Origin of the sequence: Dyella sp. 333MFSha, from assembly GCF_900102405.1 — a bacterium.
Classification (GTDB): Bacteria; Pseudomonadota; Gammaproteobacteria; order Xanthomonadales; family Rhodanobacteraceae; genus Luteibacter; species Luteibacter mycovicinus.
The window spans coordinates 437,516-463,838 of sequence record NZ_FNBR01000001.1 but is presented as its reverse complement, the minus strand read 5'-3'; the positions used below and the strand labels follow the sequence as shown (position 1 = coordinate 463,838).

Below are 26,323 nucleotides of genomic sequence, written 5' to 3'. Positions count from 1 at the left end.
AGCACCATGCCAGAATCCACCGATACGCCACTGCGGAATGCACCTTTGGCCTCTACAGGTAAATCGCAGATCAACGACGGTGAACTGCTTGCCGCCGTCGACCTGGGCTCCAACAGCTTCCACATGGTGGTAGCGCGGTACGAACACGGTGAGCCCCGCGTGATCGACCGCCTGCGCGATTCCGTGCGCATGGCGATCGGCCTGCGTCCGGACGGCACGCTCGACGCGGGACACCGCGCCGCCGCGCTCGCCAGCCTGGCGCGCTTCGGTCAGCGCATCGCCGGCATTCCGGCGCTGCATGTGCGCGCGGTCGCCACCAACACGGTGCGTCGCCTCGCGTCGCCGCACGCGTTCCTGTCGGCGGCGGAAGCCGCACTCGGGCATCCGGTGGAGATCGTTTCGGGCCGTGAAGAAGGTCGTCTGATTTTTCTTGGCGCCGCCCACGATCTGCCGGCATCGCGCGATCACCGGCTGGTGATCGATATCGGCGGTGGAAGTACGGAGTTCATCATCGGCCGCGGCACCGCGCCGCTGCTGACCGAGAGCGTGCAGGTCGGCTGTATCGCGAGCACGCTGCGGTTTTTTCCCGGCGGCAAGATCACCCGCAAGCGCTGGCAGAAGGCGCGCCGTGAAATCGGCGTCCTCCTGCAGCAATTTTCCGAGGATTACCGCGAAGCCGGCTGGGCCGACGCCTACGGCTCGTCGGGCACCTCCAAAGCCATCGGTTCCGTCGTGCGCGCGATGAAACTCTCCGACGACGGCGTCACACCGGAGGCCCTGGCCGCCGTGCGCGAGGCGATCATCGAGCAAGGCTCATCGGGCGCGCTCAAGCTGCCCGGCCTGGCCGACGACCGTGCGGAAGTGTTCGCCGGCGGCGTCGCCATCTTCGAAGCCGCCTTCGAGGCCCTGGGCATCGAACGCCTGCGCGTATCGGAAAGTTCGATGCGCGAGGGCCTGCTCTGGGACCTGATCGGCCGTTCGGCGGGTACCGATCCCCGCATGGCGAGCATCGATTCGCTGGCCGCGCGCTATGGTGTCGACAAGGCGCAGTCGCGTCGCGTGGAAACCACCGCGCTGAGCCTGTTCGATCAGCTGGCCAAGGTCTGGAAGCTGGACGACGATGCCCGCGAATGGCTGTCCTGGGCGGCCCGTGTGCACGAGCTGGGTCTCGCCATCGCCCACAGCCAGCATCAGCGACACGGCGCCTACATCCTGCGCCATGCCGACCTGGCGGGTTTCTCGCGCCAGGAGCAGCAGTTGCTGGCGGCCATCGTCGAATCGCACCGGCGCAAGCCGGAGAAGTCCGTCATCACGGCGCTCCCGGTGCGTTACCGGCTTCTCGCGCGGCACATCACCGCCATCCTCCGTCTGGGCGTGCTGTTCCGACGCGCCCGGCGCGCCGAGGCCCTGCCGCGCATCCGCGCCGTCGCCACGCGCCAGCGCCTTCGTCTCACCCTGCCCGCCGACTGGCTGGACCAGCATCCACTGACCGAGGCCGATCTCGATCAGGAGCGCGAACCGCTGGCCGAGCTCGGCCTCGAACTGGAAATCGTGACGGAATGACCAAGGGGCGTATCATGACCAGCTTGTTCCACCGCCACGACCGGTCACCCATGTTCAAAGCCGTCTTCGCCAGCGTCCTTCTCGCCCTGCCCGTCGCGGCGCTGGCCCAGCAGCCCGCCAAACCGTCGGCTCCGCCCACCGGCTCGGCGGAGCATCCCAGGGTCGTGATGCACACGACGCAAGGCGACTTCACACTCGAGCTGTACCCGGAAAAGGCGCCCAAGAGCGTCGCCAACTTCCTGCAGTACGTGCGTGACGGCTTCTATGACGGCACCGTGTTCCATCGCGTGGTCAACGGCTATCTGGTCCAGGGCGGCCTTTACAGCCGCGACCTGACCCAGCGTCGCACGCGCGCGGCCATTCCCAGCGAGGCCGACAACGGTCTGTCCAATCTGCGCGGCACCGTCGCGGTCGCCCGCGGTGCGGACGCCAATTCGGGTACGTCGCAGTTCTTCGTCAACCTGGTCGACAACCGCCGGCTCGACTACGTCAGCAACCAGAGCGGCCTGACCTGGGGCTTCGCCGTGTTCGGCAAGATCGTGAGCGGCATGGACGTCGTCGACAAGATCGCCGGCCTGCCTACCCGCGCGCAGGGCCCCTTCGTCGGCGACGTGCCCAACCCGCTGGTGATCATCGATACGGCCAGCGTGGTGGGCGAGGAGAAAGCCGCCCCGGCCGCGTCGTCATCGGCTCCCGCCGCGCCGGCAGCCAAGCCTGCCGCCGCTGAGCCGGCCAGGCCCGCGACGAAGAAAACCGAAAAGAAGTCCGCAACGCCGAAGGCCGCATGAGCACGCTGTTCATCGCCGACCTGCATCTGGACGATGCACGCCCCGGTATCACTACTCTCTTCGAACAGTTTCTGGCGTCGGACGAAGCGCGATCGGCGTCGGCCTTCTACATCCTCGGCGATCTGGTCGAGGCATGGATTGGCGACGACGACGATGCCGGGCTCCCGGACCGCATCGCCAACGCCACCCGCGCGCTGCGCGACGCCGGTGTGCCCGTCTATTTCATGGCGGGCAATCGCGATTTCCTGCTGGGAGAGACCTTCGGCGCGCGTGCAGGCATGACCCTGCTCGAGGATGGCACCGTTCACGACATCGAAGGTACGCGGACGCTGCTGATGCACGGTGACGTGCTGTGCACCGACGACGTCGAATACCAGACGGTACGTGCGCAGGTTCGTACGGAGGCGTGGAAGGCCCAGGTGCTGTCGATGCCGCTTGCCGCACGCCGTGCGTTCGCCGCGCAGGCGCGCAGCGACAGCAAGTCACGCACGGGGCGTATCGACGAGACGATCATGGACGTGAATCAGAACGCCGTCGAAAGCGCGATGCGCGACGCCGGCGTGCGTCGGCTCGTGCATGGGCATACGCATCGTCCCGCCGTTCACGACTTCACGCTCGACGGCGACGCCGCGCAGCGGATTGTGCTGGGCGACTGGTACGACCATGGGTCGGTGCTGGCGATCGATGGGGATCGCGTCGAACTCCGAGGCTTGTCGGCGGGTTGAATCGACAAGTGGGCTGACTGCCGAAAATCGGTCAGCTCAGCGTCGCCAGCCAGACCAGCTCGCTTTCGGAAAACCCCGCCGCTCGACGCGCATCCAGATTGAACGGCCCGCGCAGCGACCCGTTCATGTATTCATCGAGCAACCGGGCGAACGTCGCCTCCGGCTCGATACCGTCGCGCTCGCAGCACCAGTGAAACCAACGCGTGCCGGCAGCGACGTGCGCCACCTCTTCGCGAAGGATGACCTCGAGGATGGCGACGGTGCGTTCATCCTGCTGCCGACGAAGACGCTCCATCATCCCCGGCGTGACGTCGAGCCCACGCGCTTCGAGCACACGCGGTACGAGAGCCATGCGCGCTGTATCGCTGTGCGCGGTCTTCTCCGCCATTTCCCACAAACCGTTGTGCGCATCGAAATCGCCATAGGCGTAGCCGAGTTCGGCCAGACGACCCGACAGCATCGTGAAATGACGTGCCTCGTCGTTGGCGCAGGACGCCCAGTCGCGGTAGTAGGCCTCAGGCTTGCCACGAAAGCGATAGACCGCGTCCCAGGCGAGATCGATCGCATTGAACTCGATGTGCGCGATGGCGTGAACCAGCGCGGCGCGCCCTTCCGCGGAACCCAGGCCACGCTGTGAAAGCTCGCGCGACGGGACGAGGCGCGGACGCTCGGGACGCCCGGGCAGGCCGATGGGCAGCGGCGGCGGCGATCCCGCATCGGGACGCAGTTCACCGCGATCGAGCGCGGCGAACGTCTCGAAGCTGAGTCGCAACTTTTCCGCGGGGGCGGCGGCTTCAAGGCAGCGCCGCGCGGCCGCGTGCAGATCGTGGGCGTCGTTCATCGCGGGACTGGCGGCACGATCCCGTGCCGCCATCAGTCGTCAGGCGGTACGGCGTTCGTTCTTGGCCGAGTCCGAGCGCATCGCTTCCTGCTGCTCGAGGAAGCCCTCGTCCACACCGGTCACGTACTCGCCCGAGAAGCACGACGTGTCGAACTGCTTGAGGTCTTCGTTGCCGTCGTTGACCGCCCAGACCAGGTCTTCCAGGTCCTGATAGATCAGCCAGTCGGCACCCAGCGCCTTCTCGACTTCCTCCACCGTACGGCCGGCGGCGACCAGCTCGGAAGCGGCCGGCATGTCGATGCCATAGATGTTCGGGTAACGCACGGGCGGCGCGGCGGATGCGAAATAGACGTTCTTCGCCCCGGCGTCGCGCGCCATCTGGATGATCTGGCGCGAGGTGGTACCGCGGACGATCGAGTCATCCACCAGCAGCACGTTCTTCTTGCGGAATTCGAGCTCGACCGTGTTGAGCTTGCGGCGCACGGATTTCACGCGCTCGCCCTGCCCCGGCATGATGAAGGTGCGACCGATGTAGTGGTTCTTGACCAGGCCTTCGCGCATCGGCACGCCCAGCGCCTGCGCCAGCGAACTGGCCGCCGTGCGCGAGGTGTCGGGAATCGGGATGACCGCGTCGATACCGTGATCCGGGCCGCGCTCGCGCAGGATCTTCTCGGCGAGTTTCTCGCCCATGCGCAGGCGCGCCTTGTAGACCGAGACGTCTTCGATCATCGAGTCCGGACGGGCCAGATAGACGTATTCGAAGATGCACGGGGCATGCACCGCGCCCTCGGCGCAACGCTGGGCGTGGAGTTCACCGCCCTCGGTGATGATGACGGCTTCGCCCGGCTCGATATCGCGCACGCGCTTGAAACCGAGCACGTCGAGCGCGACCGACTCGGAAGCGACCGCGTATTCGCGGCCTTCCGCCGAGACGCGCTCGCCGAGAACGAGCGGACGGATGCCGTTGGGGTCGCGGAAGGCGATCAGGCCGTAGCCCAGCACCAGCGCGATACAGGCATAACCACCGCGCGCACGGGCGTGCACGTTGGTGATCGCCTTGAACACATGCTCCGGCGTGAGCGCGCCGCGGTCGTCGACCTGCAGCTCGTGGGCGAGGACGTTGAGCAGCACTTCGGAGTCGGAGTCCGTGTCGATGTGACGACGGTCGTCTTCGAACATTTCCTTGCGCAGCGCCTCGGTGTTGACGAGGTTACCGTTGTGCGCGAAGGCGATGCCGTAAGGCGAATTCACGTAGAAAGGCTGCGCCTCCTCCGTGCCTTCGGAGCCGGCGGTGGGGTAACGGCAGTGGCCGATCCCGATACGGCCGCGCAGCTTGCTGACGCCGGCGGAGTTGAAGACATCGCGCACCAGGCCGTTGCCCTTGTGCAGGCGCAGGCGCGCGCCGTCCACGGTGGCGATACCGGCGGCATCCTGCCCGCGATGTTGCAGGACGGTCAGGCCGTCATACAGGGCCGATGCCACTTCCGTGGTACCGACGATGCCGATGATTCCGCACATGGTGTTGCCTTCTACTGAGTGGCCGTCGTGGTCGCGGCGGCAGGGTGAGCATTATCGTTCTTCGAGGCCTGCCCTGGCATCGTCAGGTCGCGAAGTTTCATCAGTTCATCCTTGCTCGGCAAGGAGACGTTGGGCATTTTCATGTCCTGCAGCGCCGCTGGCGGATGCAGGTACTGACGCACGTTGGCCGGCACCTGCTGACCGAGCCATGCGGCAGGCGCGGCGAACTGCGGCAGCAGGGCCGATTCCCGCCAGATGGGTTCGTTCGGCAGCGGCGTGAAACCGAGCGCGAACACCACCAGGCTGACAATCAGCACGCCGCGCACGGCGCCGAACACCATGCCGAACAGCCGATCCGGTCCACCCACGCCGGTGCTGGCGACCAGTCGGGAAATCAGGAAGCGAAAGATCCCGCCCACGAGCAGGACCCCCATGAAACACACGCCGTAACCGATGCCGATCCGCGCCATCGGCAGCGAAATGCTGCTTTCGAGCCGCTGTGCGATAAGCGGCCCGAACGTCCACGCCGCCCAGAACGCGCAAACCCACACCACGAGCGACAACACCTCGGAAATGAGGCCGCGCACCAGGCCGATCAAGGCCGAGATGAACAGCACGCCGATGATGACGTAGTCCACCCAGCTCACCGGCCGCCCCCTGCTGTCGTTGTCATCCGGGAGTGCCCGTTACGGGGCCGGTACGATGACGCCATCGAGGCCGACCTTGGCCTTGATCTGATCTTTGAGACGCGCCGCATCGTCACGCTGCGTCTGCGGGCCAGCGCGCACGCGCCAGAGCTTCGCACCCGAGCTGGACGCGACGCTGTCGATGTAGCCGGCGATGCCCGCGCCACGCAGCTTGTCGCGCAGTCGCGTGGCTTCCGCCTCGCTGCTGACCGCGGCAACCTGAACGGCGAAACCGCCGGCTCGTGGCGACGGGGTCGGCACAGCGGCCGGTACGGCGGCGGGTGCGGCGGGCGTGGGAGCGGCGGCAGCCCGCACCGGGGCGGGTGCGTCAGCCGTCTGCGTCTCCGGCCTGGAGGACAGCGACGCGGGAGCGCCCGGTACGGCGGCCGTGATCTTGAGACGAGCGGCCTCGGCGGCGGCACGCGTCTCGAACGGGCCGGCGGAGACGCGCGTCAGCGCCTTGCCCGCCTGATTCGACGCGGATGTGCTGACCGGGTAACCCAGGGCCTTCACCTTCTGGACCAGGGCGTCGGCCTTGGCATGATCGGCGTAGGCACTGAGGTTGATCGTGTAGCTGCCACGCCCGGCCGTACCGGCGGGCAGGGCCTCTGCGGCAGGCGGCGGGGTCGCGGCCACCGGCTTCGGTGGCCGGGCGGCCGGCGCGGGAGCGGCCGGGGTGGTCGCGGGCTTGCTCGCTGGCGCGAAGTCTTCGGGCAGTGCATCGGCAGGCTTGCGCGAGGCGATGTCGACCGAAGCCAGCTTGCTTCCGCCACCCGGCGTAACCGCGGCGGGGCTGGGCGCGGGCGCGGCGACAGCCGACGGCGTACCAGAGGCCGGGGCGCCGGCGGCGGGCTGCGAGCCGCTGGCGGACGCCGGCGAGCCATTCGGCGCCACATCGAGCGTACGGGTCTGCAGCTCGCGATCCGGGGCCGGCGGAATCTCGAGGCTGACCGTCTGGTCGGCGTCGGACTTCGGCGGCGCGCTGGAGAACATCATCGGCACGAACAGGACCAGCAACGCGATCAGTACCGCGGCACCCAGCAGGCGTGTTTTCAAGGAAGGCTCCATACGACCGGCGCAAAGCGAATCGCAGCGATTATAACCGGCAAAGGGGTGCCCCCGACGCCCTTCCCCGCGCGGCGTTCACCTCGCGGCGGCCAGGGCGACGCTCGCGACGAAGAATGAGCCGAACAACAGCACGATGTCCTCGTCACCCGCGTCGGCTCGCGCCGCGGCCCAGGCCGCTTCCACGCTGGCGAAACTGGCGTGTACCGCCCCCGGCAAGGTCGCGACGAGGCTCGCCGCCAATGCGTCAGCTGTCAGCCCGCGAGGCGTATCGCGATCCAGTCCGGCGACGTACCAACGGTTGACGCGATCCCCCAGCGCCGCGATCACCCCATGGGTGTCCTTGTCCGACAGTGCGCCGTAGACGGCGAGCACCCTCACGGGACCCGGCTGCGCGTCGATCCACTCGGCCAGCGCCCTGGCCGCCTGCGGATTGTGTCCGACGTCGACCAGCGTCGCGGGCCGGTCGGCGATTTTCTGCAAGCGCCCCGGTACCCGCACACTGGCCAGCGCGTGGCGTATCGCTCCGGGCGGGACATCCCGCTCGGGGCCGAGTGCGTGTATGGCCGCGATGGCGGTGGCCGCGTTATCGATCTGGACCGGCGCATCCAGTGCGGGTGCCGGCAGATCGAGGACGGTGCCGTCGGCGTGGGTCCAGGTCCAGCCGCGTGTCCCGGCGCCCGGGTACCGGCTGACCCGGAAGCTGTCGCCGGCTCGCATCACGCGCGCGCCGAGGCCTGCCAGGGCGGTGAGCAGGCCCTCGGGAGGTGCGTGCTCGCCCACGATCGCCGGGCGCCCGGCGCGGGCGATCCCCGCCTTTTCGCGGCCGATACTGTCGCGGTCCCCGCCCAGCCAGTCCTGGTGATCGAGATCGATCGTGGTGATCACCGCCACATCGGCGTCGATGATGTTCACGGCATCCAGTCGTCCGCCGAGCCCGACTTCGAGCACCGCGACATCCAGCGACGCGCGGGACATCAGGTCGATCGCCGCCAGCGTGCCGAACTCGAAGTACGTCTGCGGGATGGTGCCTCGCGCGCCTTCGATCCGCTCGAAAGAGGCCACGATGGCCTCGTCGCCGGCGTCGATGCCATCGATGCGGATGCGCTCGTTGTAGCGGATGAGATGCGGCGACGTGTAGCAACCCACGCGATAGCCGGCGGCACGGAGCATGCCCTCGATGAGAGCGACCGTCGAGCCTTTGCCGTTGGTGCCGCCCACGGTGATCACCTTCGGCGCGGGGCGCGGCGAGCCCATCGCGGTCCAGACGGCACGGACGCGATCGAGTCCCAGTGCGATGTCACGCGGGTGCGTGCTTTCCTGATAGGTGAGCCAGTCGGCGAGCGAGCGAGTCATTGGGAAACCTTTGCGCGATCGAGTTGGCGCATCCAGAAATCGAGAGTGTGCGGTGTCGCGGTGTCATCGCCCCGCTCCTTCCACGAGAGCGTGCAGAACATACCGTCCACGGGCGCGTAGCCACGGCCCCGCCAGAACGCATCGTTGCCGCGATGGCCGTCCGGCGCACGCGGATCGGTCGCCTCGCGCCGGACCGAACAGAAGGCCGTCCAGCTAAATTCACCGACGGTGCGGGCATGCGCCTCACGAGCGTCGAAGAAGGCGTGCCCGATCCCGCGCCCGCGCCACGGCGACAGCAAAACGGATTCACCGAAATAGAAGACGTCCTCGAGCAGAATGCCACACGCCAGGAAAGGCGCATGAAACGCCTCGCCATCATCGGCGAGCGGCACCCCGGTCGACGCACCGATCACCCGCCCCGACGCCTCGCGAGCCACGACGCACACACTGCGCGGCGACGCGGCGTACGAGGCAAGGTAGCCACGCTCGTAATCGCGGTCGCCCTCGTACAGATAGGGCCAGTCATGAAACACGGCGATACGGAGGCCGGCCAGCTCGTCCACGACCGGCAGGATGCCCTGCCCCACATGGACGTCGAGACGGATACCGGGAATGTCACGCATGCGGAAAGCCCGACGAAAGAGGCGTGAAGCTTAATGGCCGGATCGGCCGCGTGCACCTCCGCGGCACCGGCGAAGGTAGGCGGCATGTTCGCGGTTTGGTCCTCACTGGTCGACTGGACGAGTCTCCACGCCATCGTCCCGTTCCTGACCTTTCTCCATCTGAACGGCCTGGCCGGCGACCCGCGTGAGATCGCCGAGGCCATCCTCATCTCCATCCTGCAAGTGGCGATCATCGGCTTCCTGTTCCGTCCGCTGGAGTCGGTGATTCCGGCCGAGCGCTGGACGGACCGCAGGCTGACACGGGTCGACCGGCAGTACACGCTGATGATGCTGCTCGGCATCTTCCCGATGTTCAGCTATCTGGTCCTGACACCCATCGGCAATGCCTTCGGCGGTACGGACAACGGCCAGGCAGGCGACGACTCACTGCTGGGCATCACGCACTGGATCCCGGCACTCGACGGACATCCGCTGGCGCTGTTCCTGGTCTATTACGTCATCTACGACCTGGTCTATTACTGGATGCATCGCCTGCAGCACGCGCTGCCCTGGTGGTGGGCGCTGCACAGCATGCACCACAGCACCCGACAGATGAGCTGCTGGACCAACGATCGCGGCAGCCTCGTCGACGGTTTTCTGCAGTCGATGGTACTGGCCGGTGTCGGCCTGGTGATCGGCGTGGCGCCGACCGATTTCGCCTGGCTCATGCTGCTGGGTGAGCTCGTGCAGAATTTTTCGCATGCGAATGTACGCGTTCGTTTCGGGCCGGTATTGGACCGGCTGTTCGTGTCACCGGTGTTCCATCGCCTGCATCACATGCTGGTGGATCCGGATCGGCCGACGCTGCATAACTGCAATTTCGGGCAGGTGTTTTCAGTGTGGGACGTGGTGTTTGGCACGGCCCTGTACGGCGAGCCGATCCGGCCGACCGGCGTGGGCGATCCGATGGTGAATGCCGATAACGGGAAAGGCCTCGTAGGGCTGCACTGGAACGCGTTCCGGCGGTTCTGGGGCGCGGTGCGCTGCAAGGCCGGATGGACGCTGGGCGATGTGGCGTTCGATGAGCGGTATCGGCCGGTGTCGGTGAAGGACATCGATCTGCATGCCCTGGAAGCAGGGCGCCCGGGCGAGCATCCGTAGCCGTCCACGAAAAACGCCAGCCTCACGGCTGGCGTTTTTCGTATCGCATCACTGCATCGGGTCAGCAGTTGTCGGCACCGCCGAACGGGTCGTCGAGGATGATCGTGTCATCGCGATCGGCGCCCGTGGCGACCAGCGCCAGCTTGCAGCCCGAGAGTTCCTCAACCGCGCGCAGGTAGGCGCGAGCGGCGGGCGGCAGCTTGTTCCAGTCGCGGATGCCCGCGGTGGACTCTTCCCAGCCCGGGAACTCGAGGTAGACCGGCTTGCACTCGGCCCAGCCGTCCGCGTCCAGCGGAGCGAGTTCGCGGCGCTTGCCGCGGTACTCGTACGCAATGCAGACCTTGATGCTTTCCAGGCCGTCGAGCACGTCGAGCTTGGTGATCGCCAGGCCGTCGATGCCGTTGATCTGCACGGCGCGCTTGAGCGCGACCAGATCGATCCAGCCGCAGCGACGCGGACGACCCGTGCTGGCGCCGAACTCGTTGCCCTTCTTGCGCAGCAGCTCGCCCATCTCGTCGTTGAGCTCGGTCGGGAACGGACCGCCGCCGACGCGCGTGGCGTAGGCCTTGCAGATACCGAGCACGTAATCGATGTCACGTGCGCCGACGCCGGTGCCGGCGAGCGCGCCGCCCACCGTCGTGTTCGACGAAGTGACGTACGGATAGGTGCCATGGTCGATGTCGAGCAGCGCGCCCTGCGCACCTTCGAACAGGATATTGCCGCCTTCCTTGCGCACGTCGTGCAGGATGGTGGCGACGTCGTCGACCATCGGACGCAGGTATTCGCCCCAGGTCAGGGCTTCGTCGAGGACGGTCTGGTAGTCGACCGGCTCGGCCTTAAGCCACTGGGTCAGCACGAAGTTGTGATACTCGACGGCGGCCTGCACTTTCTCCGGCAGCTCGTGCGGGTACATCAGATCGGCGACGCGGATGGAGCGGCGGGCGACCTTGTCCTCGTACGCGGGGCCGATGCCACGACCGGTCGTGCCGATGGCCTTGGCGCCGGAGGCGACTTCGCGCGCCTTATCGACGGCGATGTGGTACGGCATGATCAGCGGGGTGGCCGGCGAGATCTTCAGGCGCGGACGCACGTCGACGCCCTGGGCCTCGAGCTCGGCGACTTCGCTCATCAGCGCGGCCGGCGACAGCACGACGCCGTTACCGATCAGGCAGAGCGCGTCGTCGCGCAGAATGCCCGAGGGGATCAGGTGAAGGACGGTCTTCTTGCCCTTGATCACCAGCGTATGGCCGGCGTTGTGGCCACCCTGGAAACGTGCGACGGCACCGACGCGCTCGGTGAGAAGATCGACGATCTTGCCCTTGCCCTCGTCGCCCCATTGCGCGCCCAGAATAACGACTGACTTACCCATGTTGACGGTTCTCTCTAAGTGACGTTGCCCGGATGGGCGATGTGTATAGGGATCAGCGCTGACGGCCGGGGCCGTCGTTGAGATAGCGCAGGAATTCGGAATCGGGCTTGAGGACGAGCACGCCCTTGCCATCGGCGAACGACTTACGATAAGCCGCCAGGCTGCGATAGAAAGCGAAGAACTCGGGATCCTGGCTGTACGCCTGGGCGTAGATAGCGGCTGCCTGAGCGTCGCCATCACCCTTGACCTTGGTCGCGTCACGCTCCGCATCGGCCACCAGCACCGACTTCTGACGGTCGGCGTCGGCGCGGATCTTCGCCGCGCTTTCCTGGCCGGTATAACGGAGCTCGTTGGCCAGCTGCAGGCGCTCGGCGCGCATACGCTTGTAGACCGAGCCACTGACTTCGTCGGGCAGGTCGATGCGCTTGATGCGTACGTCGACCACCGAGATGCCGAGGTTCTGGCGTGCGGCGGCATCGGTGTCCTTACGCACCTGGCCGGTGATGTCTTCACGGCCGCCGGCGATCAGGTCTTCCAGCTTGCGCGAATTGAACTCGTGACGCAGGGCATCCTTCACGATGGGCGTGAGGCGCTGGATCGCCTGGGTGTCGTCGCCCGACGTGGCGCGGTAATACGCCGCGTTATCGGCGATGCGCCACTTCACGTAGAAGTCGACGTTGACGCTCTTCTTCTCGAGCGTGAAATAACGCTCGGGCTGGGCATCGAGCCCCAGGATGCGGTTATCGAAACGCATGACCTGCTGCACGACGGGAATCTTGAAGTGCAGACCCGGCTGGTAATCCGCGCGGACGATACGGCCGAACTGCAACAGCAAGGCGTTTTCGCCTTCCCTGACGACAAAAGCGCTGTTGAAGCCCAGCAGGACGATGAGGACGACGATGAGGCCGGAAACGATCTTCACTGGGCGCTCCCCTGCTGCGGCTGGTTCGGCGTCGGGTTGGCGTCGGTGGTGGCCGACTGCACGACGGTACCGACACCGGGTACGTTGCGAATCGAGCTGTTCGGCGCTTCCACCGGCAGCTGGATGATGTTCTTGCCGTTGCTGCCGTCGACGATCTTGGGATTGCCGGCCATGACCTCTTCGACGGTTTCCAGCCACAGGCGGCGGCGCGTCACTTCGGGAGCGGCGCGGTATTCCTTGAGCAACAGATTGAAGCGCTCGGCCTCGCCGTTGGCGCGTGCGATGCGCTCCACGCGATCGCCTTCCGCGACGGCCGAGATACGACCGGCGTCGCCACGGGCCAGCGGCACGACGCGGCTCTCGTAGGCGCGGGCGTTGTTCTCTTCGCTCTGCTTGTCTTCGCGCGCGGCGTTGACGTCGTCGAAGGCGTCCTTCACTTCCTTGGGCGGCGAAACGTTCTGGAAGCTGACCCCCGTCACCAGGATGCCGGCGTCGTACTTGTCGAGCGTGGCCTGGAGGATGTCGCGGGTCTGCTGCTGCAGGGTTTCCTTCGCGGCGGGCGCGACACCGGCGGCCGGCGCCTGATCCGGCGCCGGCGTGTCGACGCCCGGCGTGGTCAGGATGTTATCCATGATGTTGGCGCCGACCACGGAACGCACGGCCGCCTCGGCCGCGTTGTGGATGGTGTTTTCTTCGCGGTCCGCGTTCGAATACAGGAACTTGCGCGCATCGGAGACCTGATACTGCACGTTGAAGTCGATCGCGATGATGTTCTCGTCCCGCGTCAGCATGGACACGTTGTCCGACACCGAGCGGATCTGGGTCGTCTCGACCTTGGTCACCGTCTCGACCGGGCTGGGCGCCTTCAGATGAAAGCCGGGCGGCAGAATGCGCGAGAACTGGCCGAAGCGCAGCACCACGCCGACCTGACGCGCATCGATGACCGTGTAGCTGCTGACCAGCAGCCAGGCCACGATGAACACCAGCACGATGGCGGTTACGCCGCCGCTGCCGGCGCCGAACTTGCCAAAGCGCGCCTTCAGGCTCTTCAGCGCACCGTCGAGATCGGGCTTCCGCCCGCTCGACCGGTTGCGGTTCCAGGGATCCTTCTGGCCGTTACCGGGTTCGTTCCAAGCCATGGGCGACAGTCTCCTTCGGGGACCGAGGGTGGGCGGCTGGCAAGCCATGAGGTGGCCCGGGCGGCGGGGAAGCGGCGCCGGGCACGCGAAGGCCCGTCGCCACGCCGATCGGGCACGCAAACGACGTGAATTCTATCAGATAGGGTAAGGCGGATGCTCGCTCAGAACGCGGGATGCGGCGGATCGATCAGCTCGCGGAGCGGCCCGGCATGCACATCGTCGCCCAGCAACGGCGCCAGAACGGATCGCGGCGCGTCGATATCGAGATGCCAGCCGTGCTCGTCGATGGCCTCACCGGCGATCGCGCCCGCCGCCTTGAGGCGGGCATGCAACCGACCCGCCGTGAGCGGAAGCTCAAGACCCGTGCGGATGCGGTCACCGCCGAGCAGTTCGCCCAACGCCTCGCGCAGCCCTTCGATACCCTGTCCCGTGGCGGCGGAGAGCCAGACCTGACGCGGCTTGCCGTCGTCCCCGCGATCCACCCGTGGCTCGACGTCGATCAGGTCGACCTTGTTCATCACCGACAGCTGGGGGACGTCCCCCGCCCCGATCTCGTCCAGCACCTCGTCGACGACGCGACGGAGCAGCTCGCGCTCTTCGTCCGCGGCGTCGCTGAGATGAATGAGCAGGTCGGCGTCGCGCGCCTCGGCCAGTGTGGCGCGGAAGGCCGCCACGAGGTCATGCGGGAGCTCGCGGATGAAACCCACCGTGTCGGCGATTACCGCGGGCCCGCACGCGAGGCCGTCGATCTTGCGCACCGTGGGGTCCAGCGTAGCGAACAGCTGATCCGCCGCGTAGACGCCCCCGGTGGTCAGCGCGTTGAACAGCGTGGATTTGCCGGCGTTGGTATAGCCCACCAGGGCGACCCGGGGCACCGTATTTCGCAGCCGCGAGCGGCGCTGCTGGTCGCGCTGGGTCCCTACTTTCTCGAGACGCTTGCTCAGCATCTTCACGCGCTCGGCCAGCAGCCGGCGATCGGTCTCGAGCTGGGTTTCACCCGGGCCGCGGTTGCCGATGGCACCGCCACGCTGGGCGTCAAGATGGGTCCAGCCCCGGACCAGCCGGGTCGCCAGATGCTTGAGCTGAGCCAGCTCGACCTCGAGCTTGCCTTCGTGGGAGCGGGCACGCTGGGCGAAGATGTCCAGGATCAGGCCGGCGCGGTCGACCACGCGGGTCTGCAGCTGCTTTTCGAGGTTGCGCTCCTGCACCGGGGTCAGCTCGTGGTCGACGAGAACCACGTCCGCCTCCAGCGCGCGCACGGCTTCGGCGACCTCTTCGGCCTTACCGGTACCGATATAGAAACGGGGGTTGGGCTTCTCCACGCGGGCGGAGATGGTCGCAAGGACCTCGGCACCGGCGGAAGCCACCAGCTCGGCGAATTCCTCGCCGCGACGAATGGCGTCGCCTTCGCCGCGGGAATGCGGCAGCACCAGCACCGCGCGATCGCCTTTCTTTTGCCTGTCGAACACTTAGGGGGATGACCTCATCAAAAAAGGAAGGGGTGCGCGTACCCAAGGATACGCGCACCCGCTCTTTTACATATGGGTCGCCGACGGGGGCCCCTCAACCCTCGACGTCGCCCGCACCGGCTTCCGCGTGGTTCTCGTGGCCACCAACCCGCACGTTGCGGCTGGGCACGACCGTAGAGATGGCGTGCTTGTACACCATCTGGCTCACCTGATTGCGCAGCAGCACCACGAACTGGTCGAAGGACTCGATCGTGCCCTGCAGCTTGATGCCGTTCACCAGATAGATGGCGACCGGCACGCGTTCGCGACGAAGCGCATTGAGAAACGGATCCTGCAACGATTGCCCTTTGGACATTTCTTCTTCTCCCCTACGCCTTCGTACGGGACCGGGTAAAAAGAACGCCTGACGGCGCCCCGGTCCAAGTGATTTGAATCTTAACTGCTTTTAAATACCGGCTGGAAGCGCCGTGCGTGAAGCCCGCGGCACCCCCAGGAACTGCTGAAGTGCCACGTCGGCCCCCGGCAGCGGATCCCCCCGGTCCGGGTCGAACGTGCGTGCGTCGAGCTCGCCGCGCAACCAGGTGATCTGGCGCTTGGCGAGTTGCCGCGTTGCATAGATACCACGGTCGCGGAAGTTCGTGGCGTCTCCCTGACCATCGAGGTACTCCCAGGCCTGGCGGTAACCCACCGCACGGATGGCCGGAAGCTCGGCATGCAGGTCGCCGCGGGCGCGGAGTCGCTTCACTTCATCGAGAAAACCACCGGCGATCATGGTGTCGAAGCGGGCGGCTATCCGCTCGTGGAGCAGCTTGCGGTCATCCGGCAGCAACGCCAGCTTGAGCACCCGCCAGGGAAACGGCTCACGGCTACCGCCCTGCTGGAGCTCGGTGAGTGTCCGGCCGGTCAGCTCCATGACCTCGAGGGCGCGCTGGACGCGCTGGGCATCGCCCGGCCGGATACGTGCACCGGCCACCGGGTCGCGTTCGGCCATCCGCTCGTGCATGGTGGCCCAGCCGACCCGCGCCGCCTCGGCGCCGATCCGCTCCCGCACGGCCGGATCGGCCTCGGGCAGATCCGACAGCCCCTGCTGCAGCGCCCGGAAGTAAAGGCCCGTGCCGCCGACGAGCAGCGGCACCCTGCCCGCCTTTCGCACCCGGTCCATCGCCGCCAGGGCGTCGGAGCGAAAGTCTGCCGCGGAATACGGCTGAGCCGGATCGCGAATGTCGACGAGCTCGTGCGGGTAACGCGCCAGCGTCGCCGCGTCGGGTTTCGCCGAACCGATATCCAGCCCGCGGTAGACGAGGGCCGAATCGACGCTGATCAGGCCCATCGGGTAGCGGTCGGCCAGCGAACAGGCAAGCGCCGTCTTGCCCGAGGCGGTCGGGCCCATCAGAAAAACGGCGAGAGGACGGTGATCGAGGGTCATGCCAGGGTACGACGAAGCAAACGATCGCAAGGGTACCGCAGCCGGTAAGATCGGCGGGCACTCAAAGGGAGAACGGAAGCATGTTGCGTGTTGCGCTGGCGCTTGCCGCCATGGTGGGGGTTATCACTGCGGCGGATGCCGCGACGGTTGTGCCCACAACATATGAAGCCGGCCATTTTGTTGCCACACCCACGCTGGCCGACGGAACAAAGCTGCGCTTGCTGGCGGACACGGGCGGCGGCGGCGTCAGTTATTGGTTGCTCAAGGACGTCGCCACCCGCCTGGGCCTGAAACCCATCAGTTGTCCTTCGGCCCCCGACGCGGCGCTGGTGATGCCTCCGGTCTATGCGCCAGGGCACGGCCTTCCCCGGCCCACCAGGTATTGTGGCGGCGTGGGGGCCATCGCTCCAGAGGAGGGCGGCCTCGGGTACGACGGCATGATCGGCTCATCGTTCTTCCCCGAATACGTGTGGACATTCGACTACCCGGCAGAAACGCTGACGATCCAGGGAGCTGACTGGAAGCCCGCCCGGGACGCACACCCGTTAGTCATGGGACTCCCTGCCCGAAGGAAGGGCGCCGTCTACCAGGCCTTCCCGCGAGTGACCATCGGTGTCGCGGGCGAAACCGTGGATCTGCTCCTCGATACGGGAGCTACAGCCCACCCGACAAAAAAAGGTCTTGCGGAAATGCACACGCCTGTCGTCAATGGCAAAGGGGTGACCAGCTACGTCGATCATCTGGTTTTCGAGGCCTGGCACGATAGCCACCCTGACTGGCCAGTCGTCGCCGGCGCCGATGATCTGTTCGGCCCCAAGCAAACCACGCGCGCCATCCGCGTCCCCGAGATCACGATCGGCTCCTTTATCGTAGGCCCCATCTGGTTCACGGAACGCCCGGACAGGGCGTTCACGTGGATGTCCGACATGATGGACAGGCCCGTTCATGGCGCACTCGGCGGAAACGCGCTCTCGCCGTTTCGCATGACCCTGGACTACGGCAACAGAACCGCATGGCTCGAGTGCATCGGGCGATGCAAGGCGTCGCCACCGGCTGTTTATTGACCAGCGCAAGACAAGTGACTGTCGCGCAACACCAAACCCGACTTATCCACACGGTTATGCATGCGGTATCCACATTGGCTGTGGATATCGCGAGTGGCTTCCGGCGGCGGTGAGCAACGATTGACCAGCACAACCCAAGTCGTTGCTATGTAAGCCTGAATCAGACTTGTCCACACGGTTATGCAGTCGGTATCCACACAGGGTGTGGATAAGACTGCATTGAGAATCGGGAACATCCGACCTGGCTTTCTTCGCAGGGTGGGCTAGGCTCCTCAACCAGGCATCAGCACCTCAGACGAAAAAGCAGCATCGACGGTGGAGCACTGAGCACCGCGCTGATCATTAAGTGATCAGACAAACCGAAGTGTTTGTCGGCAAAGCGATATGCCGACTTATCCACACGGTTATGCAACCCGTATCCACATACCCTGTGGACAACCCATGCCGCTCCCGAGACCGCGAAGATCAACGCTGAGGCAAGGTGGTATCCGTTCGTTACAGCGGCGGGTCTCTTCGCAGCGGCTCTCGGCCTGCTGAAGCTTCTCACCTGAAGCGACGAACCGCCGACGTCACTTCGCCGGCACGCCCATCTCCTTCAGCAGATTGTCGGCATGGTCCAGGTGATGCATCACCCACAGCATGTAGCGCACATCCACCTGGATGGAGCGATTGAGTTTCGGGTTGAACAGCCAGTCGCCACTTACCGACTCCCAGTTACCGTCGAACGCGAGGCCCACGAGCTGGCCCTTTGCATCCAGTGACGGCGAACCCGAGTTACCACCGGTGATGTCGAGGTCCGCGAGAAAGTCGACGGGTAGCGTGCCCAGTTTTTTCGACGCGTAGCCGTCGTAGGCCTTTGCCCTGATCGCGTCGGTCTCAGCCTTGGGCGCATTGAACGGTTCGATACCCGTATCCTTCTGCACGATGCCCTCGGCGGTGGTGAACGGCGCGTAGCTCACGCCGTCGCGCGGCGCGACGCCCTGCACATTGCCGAAGGTGACGCGAAGCGAGCTGTTGGCATCGGGATACACCGGCAGGCCCTGCGATTCCTTCCACGCGATGATCGCCTGCATGTAGCGCGGACGAAGCTTCGCCAGTTCACCGTCGCGGGCATCGTCCTGATCCTGAATCGCCTTCAGTTCCGGCAGCAGGGCATGCGCCAGCTTGAGCATGCTGTCGTCGCTGGCGGCGACGGCCTTCGCATCGGCCTTGAACCATTTCATCCGCTCTGCGGTGTCGCCCAGCTTGCTGCCCTTGTAGAGCGAAGCGACCTTCGCCTGGATGGCCGGTCGCGTGTTCGCGCCAGCGAGCCAGGTGTCGAGACCGGCGAGATGCTGATCCTTCGGCAGCGCGGCATAACGGACGAGGGCGTTCGTCAGCAGATCCTGATCGGTCTGCGCGTCGTAGCGACGCTCCATCTGCTTCAGCGCGCCTTCGATACGCACCTCGTCACGCTGCTGGAAGCCAGCCTCACGCTCCATGTCCGGCTTGGCGCGCTCCTCGGCGAGGCGCGCAAGACGCACGCCTGCGGAAAACAGCTGTGTCCGCTGGATCAGCATCAGGTCGAGATCGCGCTCGCGCGTGGCCTGATATTCGGTGAGTTTTGCCTTGAGCTGGGCGATGTCGCCGGCGAGGGCCTGATTTTCCGCGCCGCCCTGCTTTGCGAGCCAGGCGGTGAGATCGGCTTCCTGCTTGCGCTTCACTGCCACCGCGTCCGCACGACGCAGGCCCTCGAGCTGGCCGCCAAAATTTTTCAGATAATTGTTGAGGCCAGCGACGAGACTGGCGTACTTCACCGTGACCTCGGGATCGCGCTTGCCATTGGTGGCGATCGTGTCGAGCTGCTCCTGATACAGCTTGATCTGCGTCGGGTAGCTCCAGTCGATGGCACTCTGCACCTCCTGGGCCAGCCGATAACGGTTGGTACGACCCGGGTAGCCGACGACCATCACGTAGTCGCCCTCCTCCACACCCTGCGGATTCACCTTGATCACGTGCTTCGGGTGATAGGGCACGTTGTCCTTCGAATACGTGGCCGACTTACCGTCCTTCGACACATACGCACGCAGGTAGCTGAAGTCGCCGGTGTGGCGCGGCCACATCCAGTTGTCGACGTCACCGCCGAACTTGCCGATGGACTCGGGCGGCGCGTAAACCAGGCGTACGTCCTTGATCTCGAGCTGTCTGATCAGCTGATAGCTGTAGCCGCCGTGGAAGGTGTAGACGTCGCAGCGGTAGCCGTCGGTCTCGCACGCCTTCACCAGCTCCTTCTTCGCGCGGTCGATCGCGTCGTAGCGCTGCTGGCCGGTCATCGTCGCCGTCAGCTTGCCGGTGACGTCCTTCGTGACATCCCGGATCTCCTCGGTGACGAAGACGCGCATGTCGGGCGAGCCCGGCAGCTCTTCGCCGAAGTTCTTCGCCAGGAAGCCCTGCTCGATGAGGTTCTTGTCCCTGGTCGAGTTGTACTGGAGCGCGCCGTAACCACAGTGATGGTTGGTCACGACCAGGCCGTCCGTCGACACGAACGACGCCGTGCAGCCGCCGAGACTGACGATGGCGCCCATCGGATAAGCGGTCAGATCCGTCAGCGAGGCCGGATCGAGCTTGAGCCCGTGCTGCCTGAGGGTACCTGCGATCTTCGGCAGCTGGGCAGGCTGCCACATGCCTTCGACGGCGTGCGCGGCGGGGACGAGACCGGCCGCGAGGGCGGCAGCAAGGGCGAGACGACGCATGAGGTGATGCTCCCTGAAGTTGTTATAAAGTAACAATGAACGAGACGACTTCCGGCGGTACGTGCCGGAGGTCATGGAACGCCTTACTTCGCGGGAACGCCGAGTTCACGCAGCAGGGCGTGCGACGGATAGACCTTGTCCATCAGCCAGCGCATGTAGCGCATGTCCACATGGATGGCCCGCTTGTAGCGGGAGTCGTACATCCAGCTGGCGCTGACGGCCTCCCAGTTGCTGTCGAAGTTGAGGCCGACGAGTTCGCCCCTGGCGTTCAGCACCGGCGAGCCCGAGTTACCGCCGGTCGTATCCAGGTTGCTGAGGAAGTCCACAGGCATCGCGCCGGTCTTCGCATCGGTGTAGCCCGCGAAGTCGCCTTTGTGGATCGCATCGATCAGCGGTACGGGCGCATCGAACGGGAACGCCCCCGTGTTCTTCTCGACGATGCCCTGCACCGTGGTCAGTGGCGCGTAGCTGACCGCGTCGCGTGCGGCCAGTGGCGTGACCTTGCCGTAGCTGACACGCAGCGTGGAGTTCGCGTCGGGATAGACCGCCTTACCCTGCTTTTCGCGGTAAGCGATCAGCGCCTGCATGTAAGCCGGGCGCAGGCGAAGGAGATCGCCTTCCCGCGCCTTCTTTTCTTCCTCGATGCGCAGCAGAGCAGGCCGAAGCGTGCGGGCGACGACCAGCAGGGCGTCGTTGCTTTTCGCAACGTCGGCAGGCGCGGCGGCGAACAGACGCGTGCGTTCCGCCTCGTCGGCGAACGTCGTCGCGCCGTAGATGCTGTCGAGCGCCCTGGTCAGCTCGGCCGGTGTACGACCGAACACCTTGTCGACTTCCGGCAGACGCTGCGCGTCCGGCAACCGCTGGTAGCGCGTGAGCACCGAGGTCACCAGCGCTTTCTCCACGCGCGGGTCGTAGCGGCGCTGAATCTGTGTCAGCTGACTCTGGATCAGTTCCTCGTCGCGTTTCTGGTAGCCGGATTCGCGCTCGGCGTCGGCCTTGAGGCGCTCCGCCGACAGACGATCGATCGACAGCGCGCCGCGCATCAGCTGGGTCTGCGACGTCAGGAGGCCCACGAGCAGGTCGCGGTCGCGCACGTCCTTGCCCTGCGCGATCAGTGCCATGGCCTGATCGATCGACGGTTTGAGCGCAGCGGCGTCGGACTGGGTCGCCAGCCACACCAGCATTGCTGCCTCGTCCTCACGGCGAACCGCCACGGCGTCGCTGCGCTTCAGACCTTCCAGCTCACCGCTGAACCGTTTGATGTTGTTTTTGAGCGACTGCAGCTGCGAGGCGTACCGGATACCGGCCTCCTTGTCCGCCTTGCCCTGGGCCTCGATCACGTCCTGCAAGCCCTTGAGCACGGCGACCGACGTCGGCAGGCGCCACTCGATCTGGTCCGCGAACTCCGCCGCCGTGCGATGACGGTAGGTGGTGCCGGGGTAACCGGCCAACATGACGAAGTCGCCCTCGGCCACGCCTTCCGTCGCCAGCTTCAGATGCGACGGCGGGTGATAGGGCACGTTGTCCGGTGAGAAGTCGGCCGGCTTGCCGTCCTTGCCGACATAGGCGCGGAGGATGGTGAAGTCACCCGCGTGGCGCGGCCAGACGAAGTTGTCGATCTCGTCGCCGTAGTTACCGATCGCCCGGGGCGGTGCATACACCAGACGGATGTCACGCAGTTCCAGCTGACGCACCAGGTAGAAGTCGCGACCGTAGAACATGTTGGCGACACTGCACCGGATGCCGGGCTGCTTCTCGCACTCCGCGACCAGTGCCTTACTCGCCGCATCGACGGCATCGTAGTAAGCCCTTCCCGTCTTGCCTCTCGCGTCCGCCAGGATGCGGTCGGTGACCTTGTCGAAACCTACGGTCACGCGCAGGCGGTAATCCGGGTTGGCCGGCAGCTCGCCAGCGCGGTCCGGCGCCACGAAGCCCTCGTTGATGAGATCGCGGTCCGGCCGGGTGTTGTACTGGATGACACCGAAGGCAACGTGGTGATTGGTCACGACAAGACCATCGGATGACACGAACGAGCCCGTGCCACCGCCAATGCGGACGACCGCATTCAGGGGCGCTTTCGTCAGGTCGGCCAGGTCCTTGGGATCGCCCCTAAAGCCGGCATCCTTGAGATTCTTCGCAATCGAAGGCAGCTGCGACGGCAGCCACATGCCTTCATCGGCCTTCGCATCCAGCGCCAGCGCCATGGCGGCTCCCAGCATCATCGATCGGATTCGCATTTTCGTTGCCCCTGTCGGTCTTGCAAAGCGGACCCGACCATAGAGGCCCCGGGCCCTCGCTGGCAATGCCGCGCCGCATCACGAACGGGGGATGGACGGGCCTATAATGGCGGTTTGGGTCCAGCCCCGGACCTTCCCCGCACGGAACCTTTGAGCCCATGCAGCAGACGATGAAAGCGCTCGTGAAGCGTAAGCCCGAGCAAGGCATCTGGATGGAAGAAGTGCCGGTGCCGCAGGTCGGCCCGAACGAAGTCCTGATCAAGATCGAAAAAACAGCCATCTGCGGAACGGACCTGCACATCTACAAGTGGGACGAGTGGTCCCAGCGCACCATCACGCCGGGCCTCACCATCGGCCACGAGTTCGTCGGTCGCATCGCCGAGATCGGCCCGGGCGTCACCGGCTACAACATCGGCGACCGCGTCTCGGCCGAAGGCCACATCGTCTGCGGCCATTGCCGCAACTGTCGCGCCGGCCGTCAGCACCTGTGCCCGAACACCACGGGCATCGGCGTGAACCGCAACGGTGCCTTCGCCGAATACATGACCGTGCCGGCGTCCAACCTGTGGCCGATCCCGGACCAGATTCCGTCCGAGCTGGCCGCTTTCTTCGACCCGTATGGCAACGCCGCGCACTGCGCACTCGAGTTCGACCTGATCGGTGAAGATGTCCTGATCACCGGCGCCGGTCCGATCGGCATCATCGCCGCAGGCATCGCCAAGCACGTCGGCGCGCGCAACGTCGTCGTCACCGATGTCAACGACTACCGCCTGAAGCTCGCCGCCGACATGGGCGCCACGCGCGTGGTCAACGTGTCCAAGCAGTCGCTCAAGGACACCGTGAAGGACCTGCACATCGAAGGCTTCGACGTAGGTCTGGAGATGAGCGGCAACCCCCGCGCCTTCGGCGACATGCTCGACTGCATGTACCACGGCGGCAAGATCGCCATGCTCGGCATCATGCCGCGTGGCGCCGGTATTGACTGGGACAAGGTCATCTTCAAGGGGCTCACCCTGCAGGGCATCTACGGCCGGAAGATGTACGAGACCTGGTACAAGATGACCCAGATGGTGCTCACGGGCTTCCCGTTGCAGAAGGTGCTGACGCATCAGATCGCGATCGACGATTTCCAGAAGGGCTTCGATCTGATGGATGCCGGTCACTGCGGCAAGGTGGTCTGCTCATGGACGTGACCTACCCCGGCCAGACCCGTTTCGCCAGCGAGCTCGACGCCATCCGCGAACAGGGCTTGTTCAAGAAAGAGCGCATCATCGTCTCGCCGCAGTCGGCCGAGATCGAACTGGAAGGTGGCCGCAAGGTCCTCAATTTCTGTGCGAACAACTACCTCGGCCTGGCCGATCACCCCGACGTGATCCAGGCGGCCAAGGACGCGCTCGACACGCACGGCTTCGGCATGGCCAGTGTGCGCTTCATCTGCGGCACGCAGGATCTGCACAAGGAACTGGAGGCGAAGATCGCCACGTTCTTCGGCAAGGAGGACACGATCCTCTACGCCGCCTGCTTCGACGCCAACGGCGGTCTGTTCGAGCCGCTGCTGGGCGAGGAAGACGCGGTCATTTCCGACTCGCTCAACCACGCCTCGATCATCGATGGCATCCGCCTGTGCAAGGCAAAGCGTTTCCGCTACGCCAACTGCGACATGGCCGATCTCGAAGCCCAGCTGCAGGCCGCCGATGCGGCGGGCGCACGCACCAAGCTGATCACCACCGACGGCGCGTTTTCGATGGACGGCTTCGTCGCCCCGCTGGCCGAGATCACCGCGCTGGCGAAGAAGTACGACGCGCTGGTCCACATCGACGAGTGCCACTGCACCGGCTTCCTGGGCGATACCGGCCGCGGCTCGGCCGAACTGCACGGCGTGCTCGACAAGATCGACATCATCACCGGCACGCTGGGCAAGGCACTCGGTGGCGCCCTGGGCGGTTTCACCACCGGCCGCCGTGAAGTCATCGAACTGCTGCGCCAGCGCTCGCGTCCGTACCTGTTCTCCAACTCGTTGCCGCCGCACGTCGTCGCAGCCGGTACCAAGGTCTTCGACATGCTGGATGCCGCCGGCGACCTGCGCGAGAAAGTGAAGGAGAACACCCGCTATTTCCGCGAGAAGATGACCGAAGCCGGTTTCGACATCCGCCCGGGTCAGCACCCGATCGTACCGGTGATGATTTACGACGCGAAGCAGGCGCAGGCCATGGCTACCGAGTTGCTCGAGGAAGGCATCTACGTCACGGGCTTCTTCTTCCCCGTCGTGCCGCAAGGCAAGGCACGTATCCGCACGCAGATGAGCGCGGCGCATACACGGGAACATCTGGACCACGCGATCGCGGCGTTCATCCGGGTGGGAAAGAAGCTGGGCGTGTTGAAGGGCTGAGGGTCTTCCTCACACCGGTGAGAGCCAGCCCGCTAACGAAGGGCGCTGGCCTCACCGCCTCCGCAGGCCGGACACCTCAGCCTCACTCAAATGCCGCCACTGCCCCTTGGCCAGTTCGCCAAGGGGCAAGTCACCGATCGCCACCCGCACCAGTCGCTGCACCTCGAACCCCAGCGCCGCCATCAACCGGCGGATATGCCGGTTGCGTCCCTCGTCGAGCGTGACCTCGAGCCAGGCCGTCTTCTCGCCCTGCCGCAACAATGCCGCCGCACCCGCACGCAGCGGCTCGCCTTCATCGATGACGCCACCGAGCATCGCCGCGATGGTCGACTCGTCCGGTTGTCCCGCCACCTGCACGTGATAGGTCTTCGGCACGTGCGTCGCCGGCTCGGTGATCCCAGCCGCCCAGACGGTGTCGTTCGACAGCAGCAGCAAGCCTTCGCTCGCCTTGTCGAGCCGACCCACCGGCCCGACCCAGGGCAACCCGGCACCTTCGAGCAGCCCATAGACCGTATCCCGCCCGCGATCGTCGGATGCGGAGACCACCACGCCTCGGGGTTTGTTCATGACGAGATACACCGGCGCGGCGGCGACCGCCCCCGCACCATCCAGCTCGATCCGCTCGCTCCCCGTGATCCGGAATTCGGGATCGCGCACGATCTTTCCATCCACTTTAACCCGCCCCTCGCGCGCGGCCTTTTCCGCCTGGCTACGTGAGCAGACACCGCGTTTGGACAACACGCGCGCGACCCCGAAGGTGGGCTGAGATGGCCGTCTGGCGCGCAGCGGCGACGGCGTTCTGACAGGAGGGCGAGGCATATGCCTAGGATAGTGGAAGCGGTTCTTCTGGCGGGCGGATGTCCTTGGGGGGGGCTCGGCTTGCGCCGTCGCGTTTAGCTTTGTCGCAGCGTGTGGTGTCGCGTTGGAGAGCCGGCGGGTGCCACCCTCGCGTCCACGCCTGCGGCGACCCCTCAGGGAAGGGCCGCTCCGCGGCCGTATTTCAATGGCCTTCGGCCGGGTCGGGCTCCGACTGGGGGTTTTCGAGTCGGCTGTCCCTGCCTCCCCGAAAACGGCCGGTCATCCCTGACCGGCCCCCTGCGGGCCTCTTCCAGTCGGAGCCCTCGCCTGCGGCTACCGGACGCGAGGGTGGCACCCGCCGGCTCTTTGGGGGACTGAGGCAGCGTGGGGTCGAGCGGCGGCTCGCTTTGTTGGCTGGGACCGCTCGCTTGCCTGGGGTGCATGGCCTCGTTCGCCTTAGTGGGGCTGAGGGT

General features: G+C 65.9%; 22 protein-coding genes. 7 read left to right on the top strand and 15 right to left on the bottom strand.

The features are described from left to right. Positions 1–45 precede the first annotated feature (45 nt). From BLT40_RS02040 to BLT40_RS02030, 3 genes are read left to right on the top strand one after another with little or no spacing between them, the layout of a single operon-like run. Positions 46–1,563 carry a Ppx/GppA phosphatase family protein gene (locus BLT40_RS02040; RefSeq protein ID WP_090351017.1) on the top strand — a complete coding sequence of 506 codons (1,518 nt, stop codon included), beginning with the start codon at positions 46–48 and terminating at the stop codon, positions 1,561–1,563. A 50-nt stretch (positions 1,564–1,613) separates the two neighbouring features. Continuing rightward, the gene (locus BLT40_RS02035; RefSeq protein ID WP_079523041.1) at positions 1,614–2,351 is read left to right on the top strand and encodes a peptidylprolyl isomerase; all 738 of its coding nucleotides are present in this window, start codon (positions 1,614–1,616) and stop codon (positions 2,349–2,351) included. Next, positions 2,348–3,076 (top strand): UDP-2,3-diacylglucosamine diphosphatase, encoded by a 729-nt coding sequence (locus BLT40_RS02030; RefSeq protein WP_090351014.1) that lies wholly within the window; start codon positions 2,348–2,350, stop codon positions 3,074–3,076. The genes BLT40_RS02035 and BLT40_RS02030 overlap by 4 nt, the downstream gene beginning before the upstream one ends. Before the next feature lie 31 nt (positions 3,077–3,107). Here the strand turns inward: BLT40_RS02030 and BLT40_RS02025 are convergent, their stop codons facing one another. From BLT40_RS02025 to BLT40_RS02000, 6 genes are all read right to left on the bottom strand, one after another. Next, positions 3,108–3,950 carry a ferritin-like domain-containing protein gene (locus BLT40_RS02025; protein WP_255363912.1) on the bottom strand — a complete coding sequence of 281 codons (843 nt, stop codon included), beginning with the start codon at positions 3,948–3,950 and terminating at the stop codon, positions 3,108–3,110. Positions 3,951–3,956: 6 nt separating this feature from the next. Further along, on the bottom strand, positions 3,957–5,435 hold the full coding sequence (purF, locus tag BLT40_RS02020; RefSeq protein ID WP_036111911.1) for an amidophosphoribosyltransferase: 1,479 nt from the start codon (positions 5,433–5,435) through the stop codon (positions 3,957–3,959). A gap of 11 nt (positions 5,436–5,446) precedes the next feature. Then, complete coding sequence (locus tag BLT40_RS02015) at positions 5,447–6,082, bottom strand: CvpA family protein (protein WP_036111908.1); 636 nt, start codon at positions 6,080–6,082, stop codon at positions 5,447–5,449. 39 nt (positions 6,083–6,121) lie between these two features. Then, positions 6,122–7,177: an SPOR domain-containing protein gene (locus BLT40_RS02010; RefSeq protein WP_090351011.1), complete on the bottom strand. Its 1,056-nt coding sequence runs from the start codon at positions 7,175–7,177 to the stop codon at positions 6,122–6,124. Positions 7,178–7,264: 87 nt separating this feature from the next. Next, complete coding sequence (folC, locus tag BLT40_RS02005; protein WP_090351009.1) at positions 7,265–8,542, bottom strand: bifunctional tetrahydrofolate synthase/dihydrofolate synthase; 1,278 nt, start codon at positions 8,540–8,542, stop codon at positions 7,265–7,267. Next, on the bottom strand, positions 8,539–9,165 hold the full coding sequence (locus BLT40_RS02000; protein WP_090351007.1) for a GNAT family N-acetyltransferase: 627 nt from the start codon (positions 9,163–9,165) through the stop codon (positions 8,539–8,541). Before BLT40_RS02000 ends, folC begins: the two co-directional genes overlap by 4 nt. A gap of 84 nt (positions 9,166–9,249) precedes the next feature. Between BLT40_RS02000 and BLT40_RS01995 the strand changes: the two genes are divergently transcribed. Next, positions 9,250–10,305 (top strand): sterol desaturase family protein, encoded by a 1,056-nt coding sequence (locus BLT40_RS01995; protein ID WP_090352496.1) that lies wholly within the window; start codon positions 9,250–9,252, stop codon positions 10,303–10,305. A 61-nt stretch (positions 10,306–10,366) separates the two neighbouring features. Here BLT40_RS01995 and BLT40_RS01990 read toward each other — a convergent pair whose 3' ends face one another. The 6 genes from BLT40_RS01990 to miaA form a co-directional block, all read right to left on the bottom strand. Next, entirely contained in the window at positions 10,367–11,674 is a 1,308-nt protein-coding gene (locus BLT40_RS01990) for an adenylosuccinate synthase (protein WP_036111897.1), read from the bottom strand. 52 nt (positions 11,675–11,726) lie between these two features. Next, the gene (gene hflC / locus BLT40_RS01985; RefSeq protein WP_036111893.1) at positions 11,727–12,596 is read right to left on the bottom strand and encodes a protease modulator HflC; all 870 of its coding nucleotides are present in this window, start codon (positions 12,594–12,596) and stop codon (positions 11,727–11,729) included. Then, a complete protein-coding gene (locus tag BLT40_RS01980; protein ID WP_052191338.1) occupies positions 12,593–13,735 on the bottom strand; it encodes a protease modulator HflK in 1,143 nt (380 codons plus the stop codon). The genes hflC and BLT40_RS01980 overlap by 4 nt, the downstream gene beginning before the upstream one ends. Positions 13,736–13,896: 161 nt before the next feature. Further along, positions 13,897–15,204 (bottom strand): ribosome rescue GTPase HflX, encoded by a 1,308-nt coding sequence (hflX, locus tag BLT40_RS01975; protein ID WP_043694853.1) that lies wholly within the window; start codon positions 15,202–15,204, stop codon positions 13,897–13,899. A gap of 94 nt (positions 15,205–15,298) precedes the next feature. Further along, complete coding sequence (hfq, locus tag BLT40_RS01970) at positions 15,299–15,559, bottom strand: RNA chaperone Hfq (protein ID WP_036111888.1); 261 nt, start codon at positions 15,557–15,559, stop codon at positions 15,299–15,301. 90 nt (positions 15,560–15,649) lie between these two features. Beyond that, positions 15,650–16,630, bottom strand: a complete 981-nt coding sequence (gene miaA, locus BLT40_RS01965; protein WP_090351005.1) for a tRNA (adenosine(37)-N6)-dimethylallyltransferase MiaA — start codon at positions 16,628–16,630, stop codon at positions 15,650–15,652. 80 nt (positions 16,631–16,710) lie between these two features. On the opposite strand from miaA, the gene BLT40_RS01960 reads away from it, so the two are divergent. Beyond that, entirely contained in the window at positions 16,711–17,694 is a 984-nt protein-coding gene (locus BLT40_RS01960; RefSeq protein WP_090351002.1) for a hypothetical protein, read from the top strand. 569 nt (positions 17,695–18,263) lie between these two features. Here the strand turns inward: BLT40_RS01960 and BLT40_RS01955 are convergent. Next, positions 18,264–20,426: a S46 family peptidase gene (locus BLT40_RS01955; RefSeq protein ID WP_079523038.1), complete on the bottom strand. Its 2,163-nt coding sequence runs from the start codon at positions 20,424–20,426 to the stop codon at positions 18,264–18,266. 83 nt (positions 20,427–20,509) lie between these two features. After that, positions 20,510–22,663, bottom strand: a complete 2,154-nt coding sequence (locus BLT40_RS01950) for a S46 family peptidase (protein WP_090351000.1) — start codon at positions 22,661–22,663, stop codon at positions 20,510–20,512. Between the two features lie 170 nt (positions 22,664–22,833). On the opposite strand from BLT40_RS01950, the gene tdh reads away from it, so the two are divergent. Both tdh and kbl read left to right on the top strand, forming a co-directional pair. Next, a complete protein-coding gene (tdh, locus tag BLT40_RS01945) occupies positions 22,834–23,856 on the top strand; it encodes an L-threonine 3-dehydrogenase (RefSeq protein WP_090352495.1) in 1,023 nt (340 codons plus the stop codon). Continuing rightward, positions 23,847–25,052 (top strand): glycine C-acetyltransferase, encoded by a 1,206-nt coding sequence (gene kbl, locus BLT40_RS01940; protein ID WP_176809071.1) that lies wholly within the window; start codon positions 23,847–23,849, stop codon positions 25,050–25,052. The genes tdh and kbl overlap by 10 nt, the downstream gene beginning before the upstream one ends. 51 nt (positions 25,053–25,103) lie before the next feature. Here kbl and BLT40_RS01935 read toward each other — a convergent pair whose 3' ends face one another. Then, entirely contained in the window at positions 25,104–25,871 is a 768-nt protein-coding gene (locus BLT40_RS01935) for a pseudouridine synthase (protein WP_079523040.1), read from the bottom strand. Between the last annotated feature and the right edge of the window lie 452 nt (positions 25,872–26,323).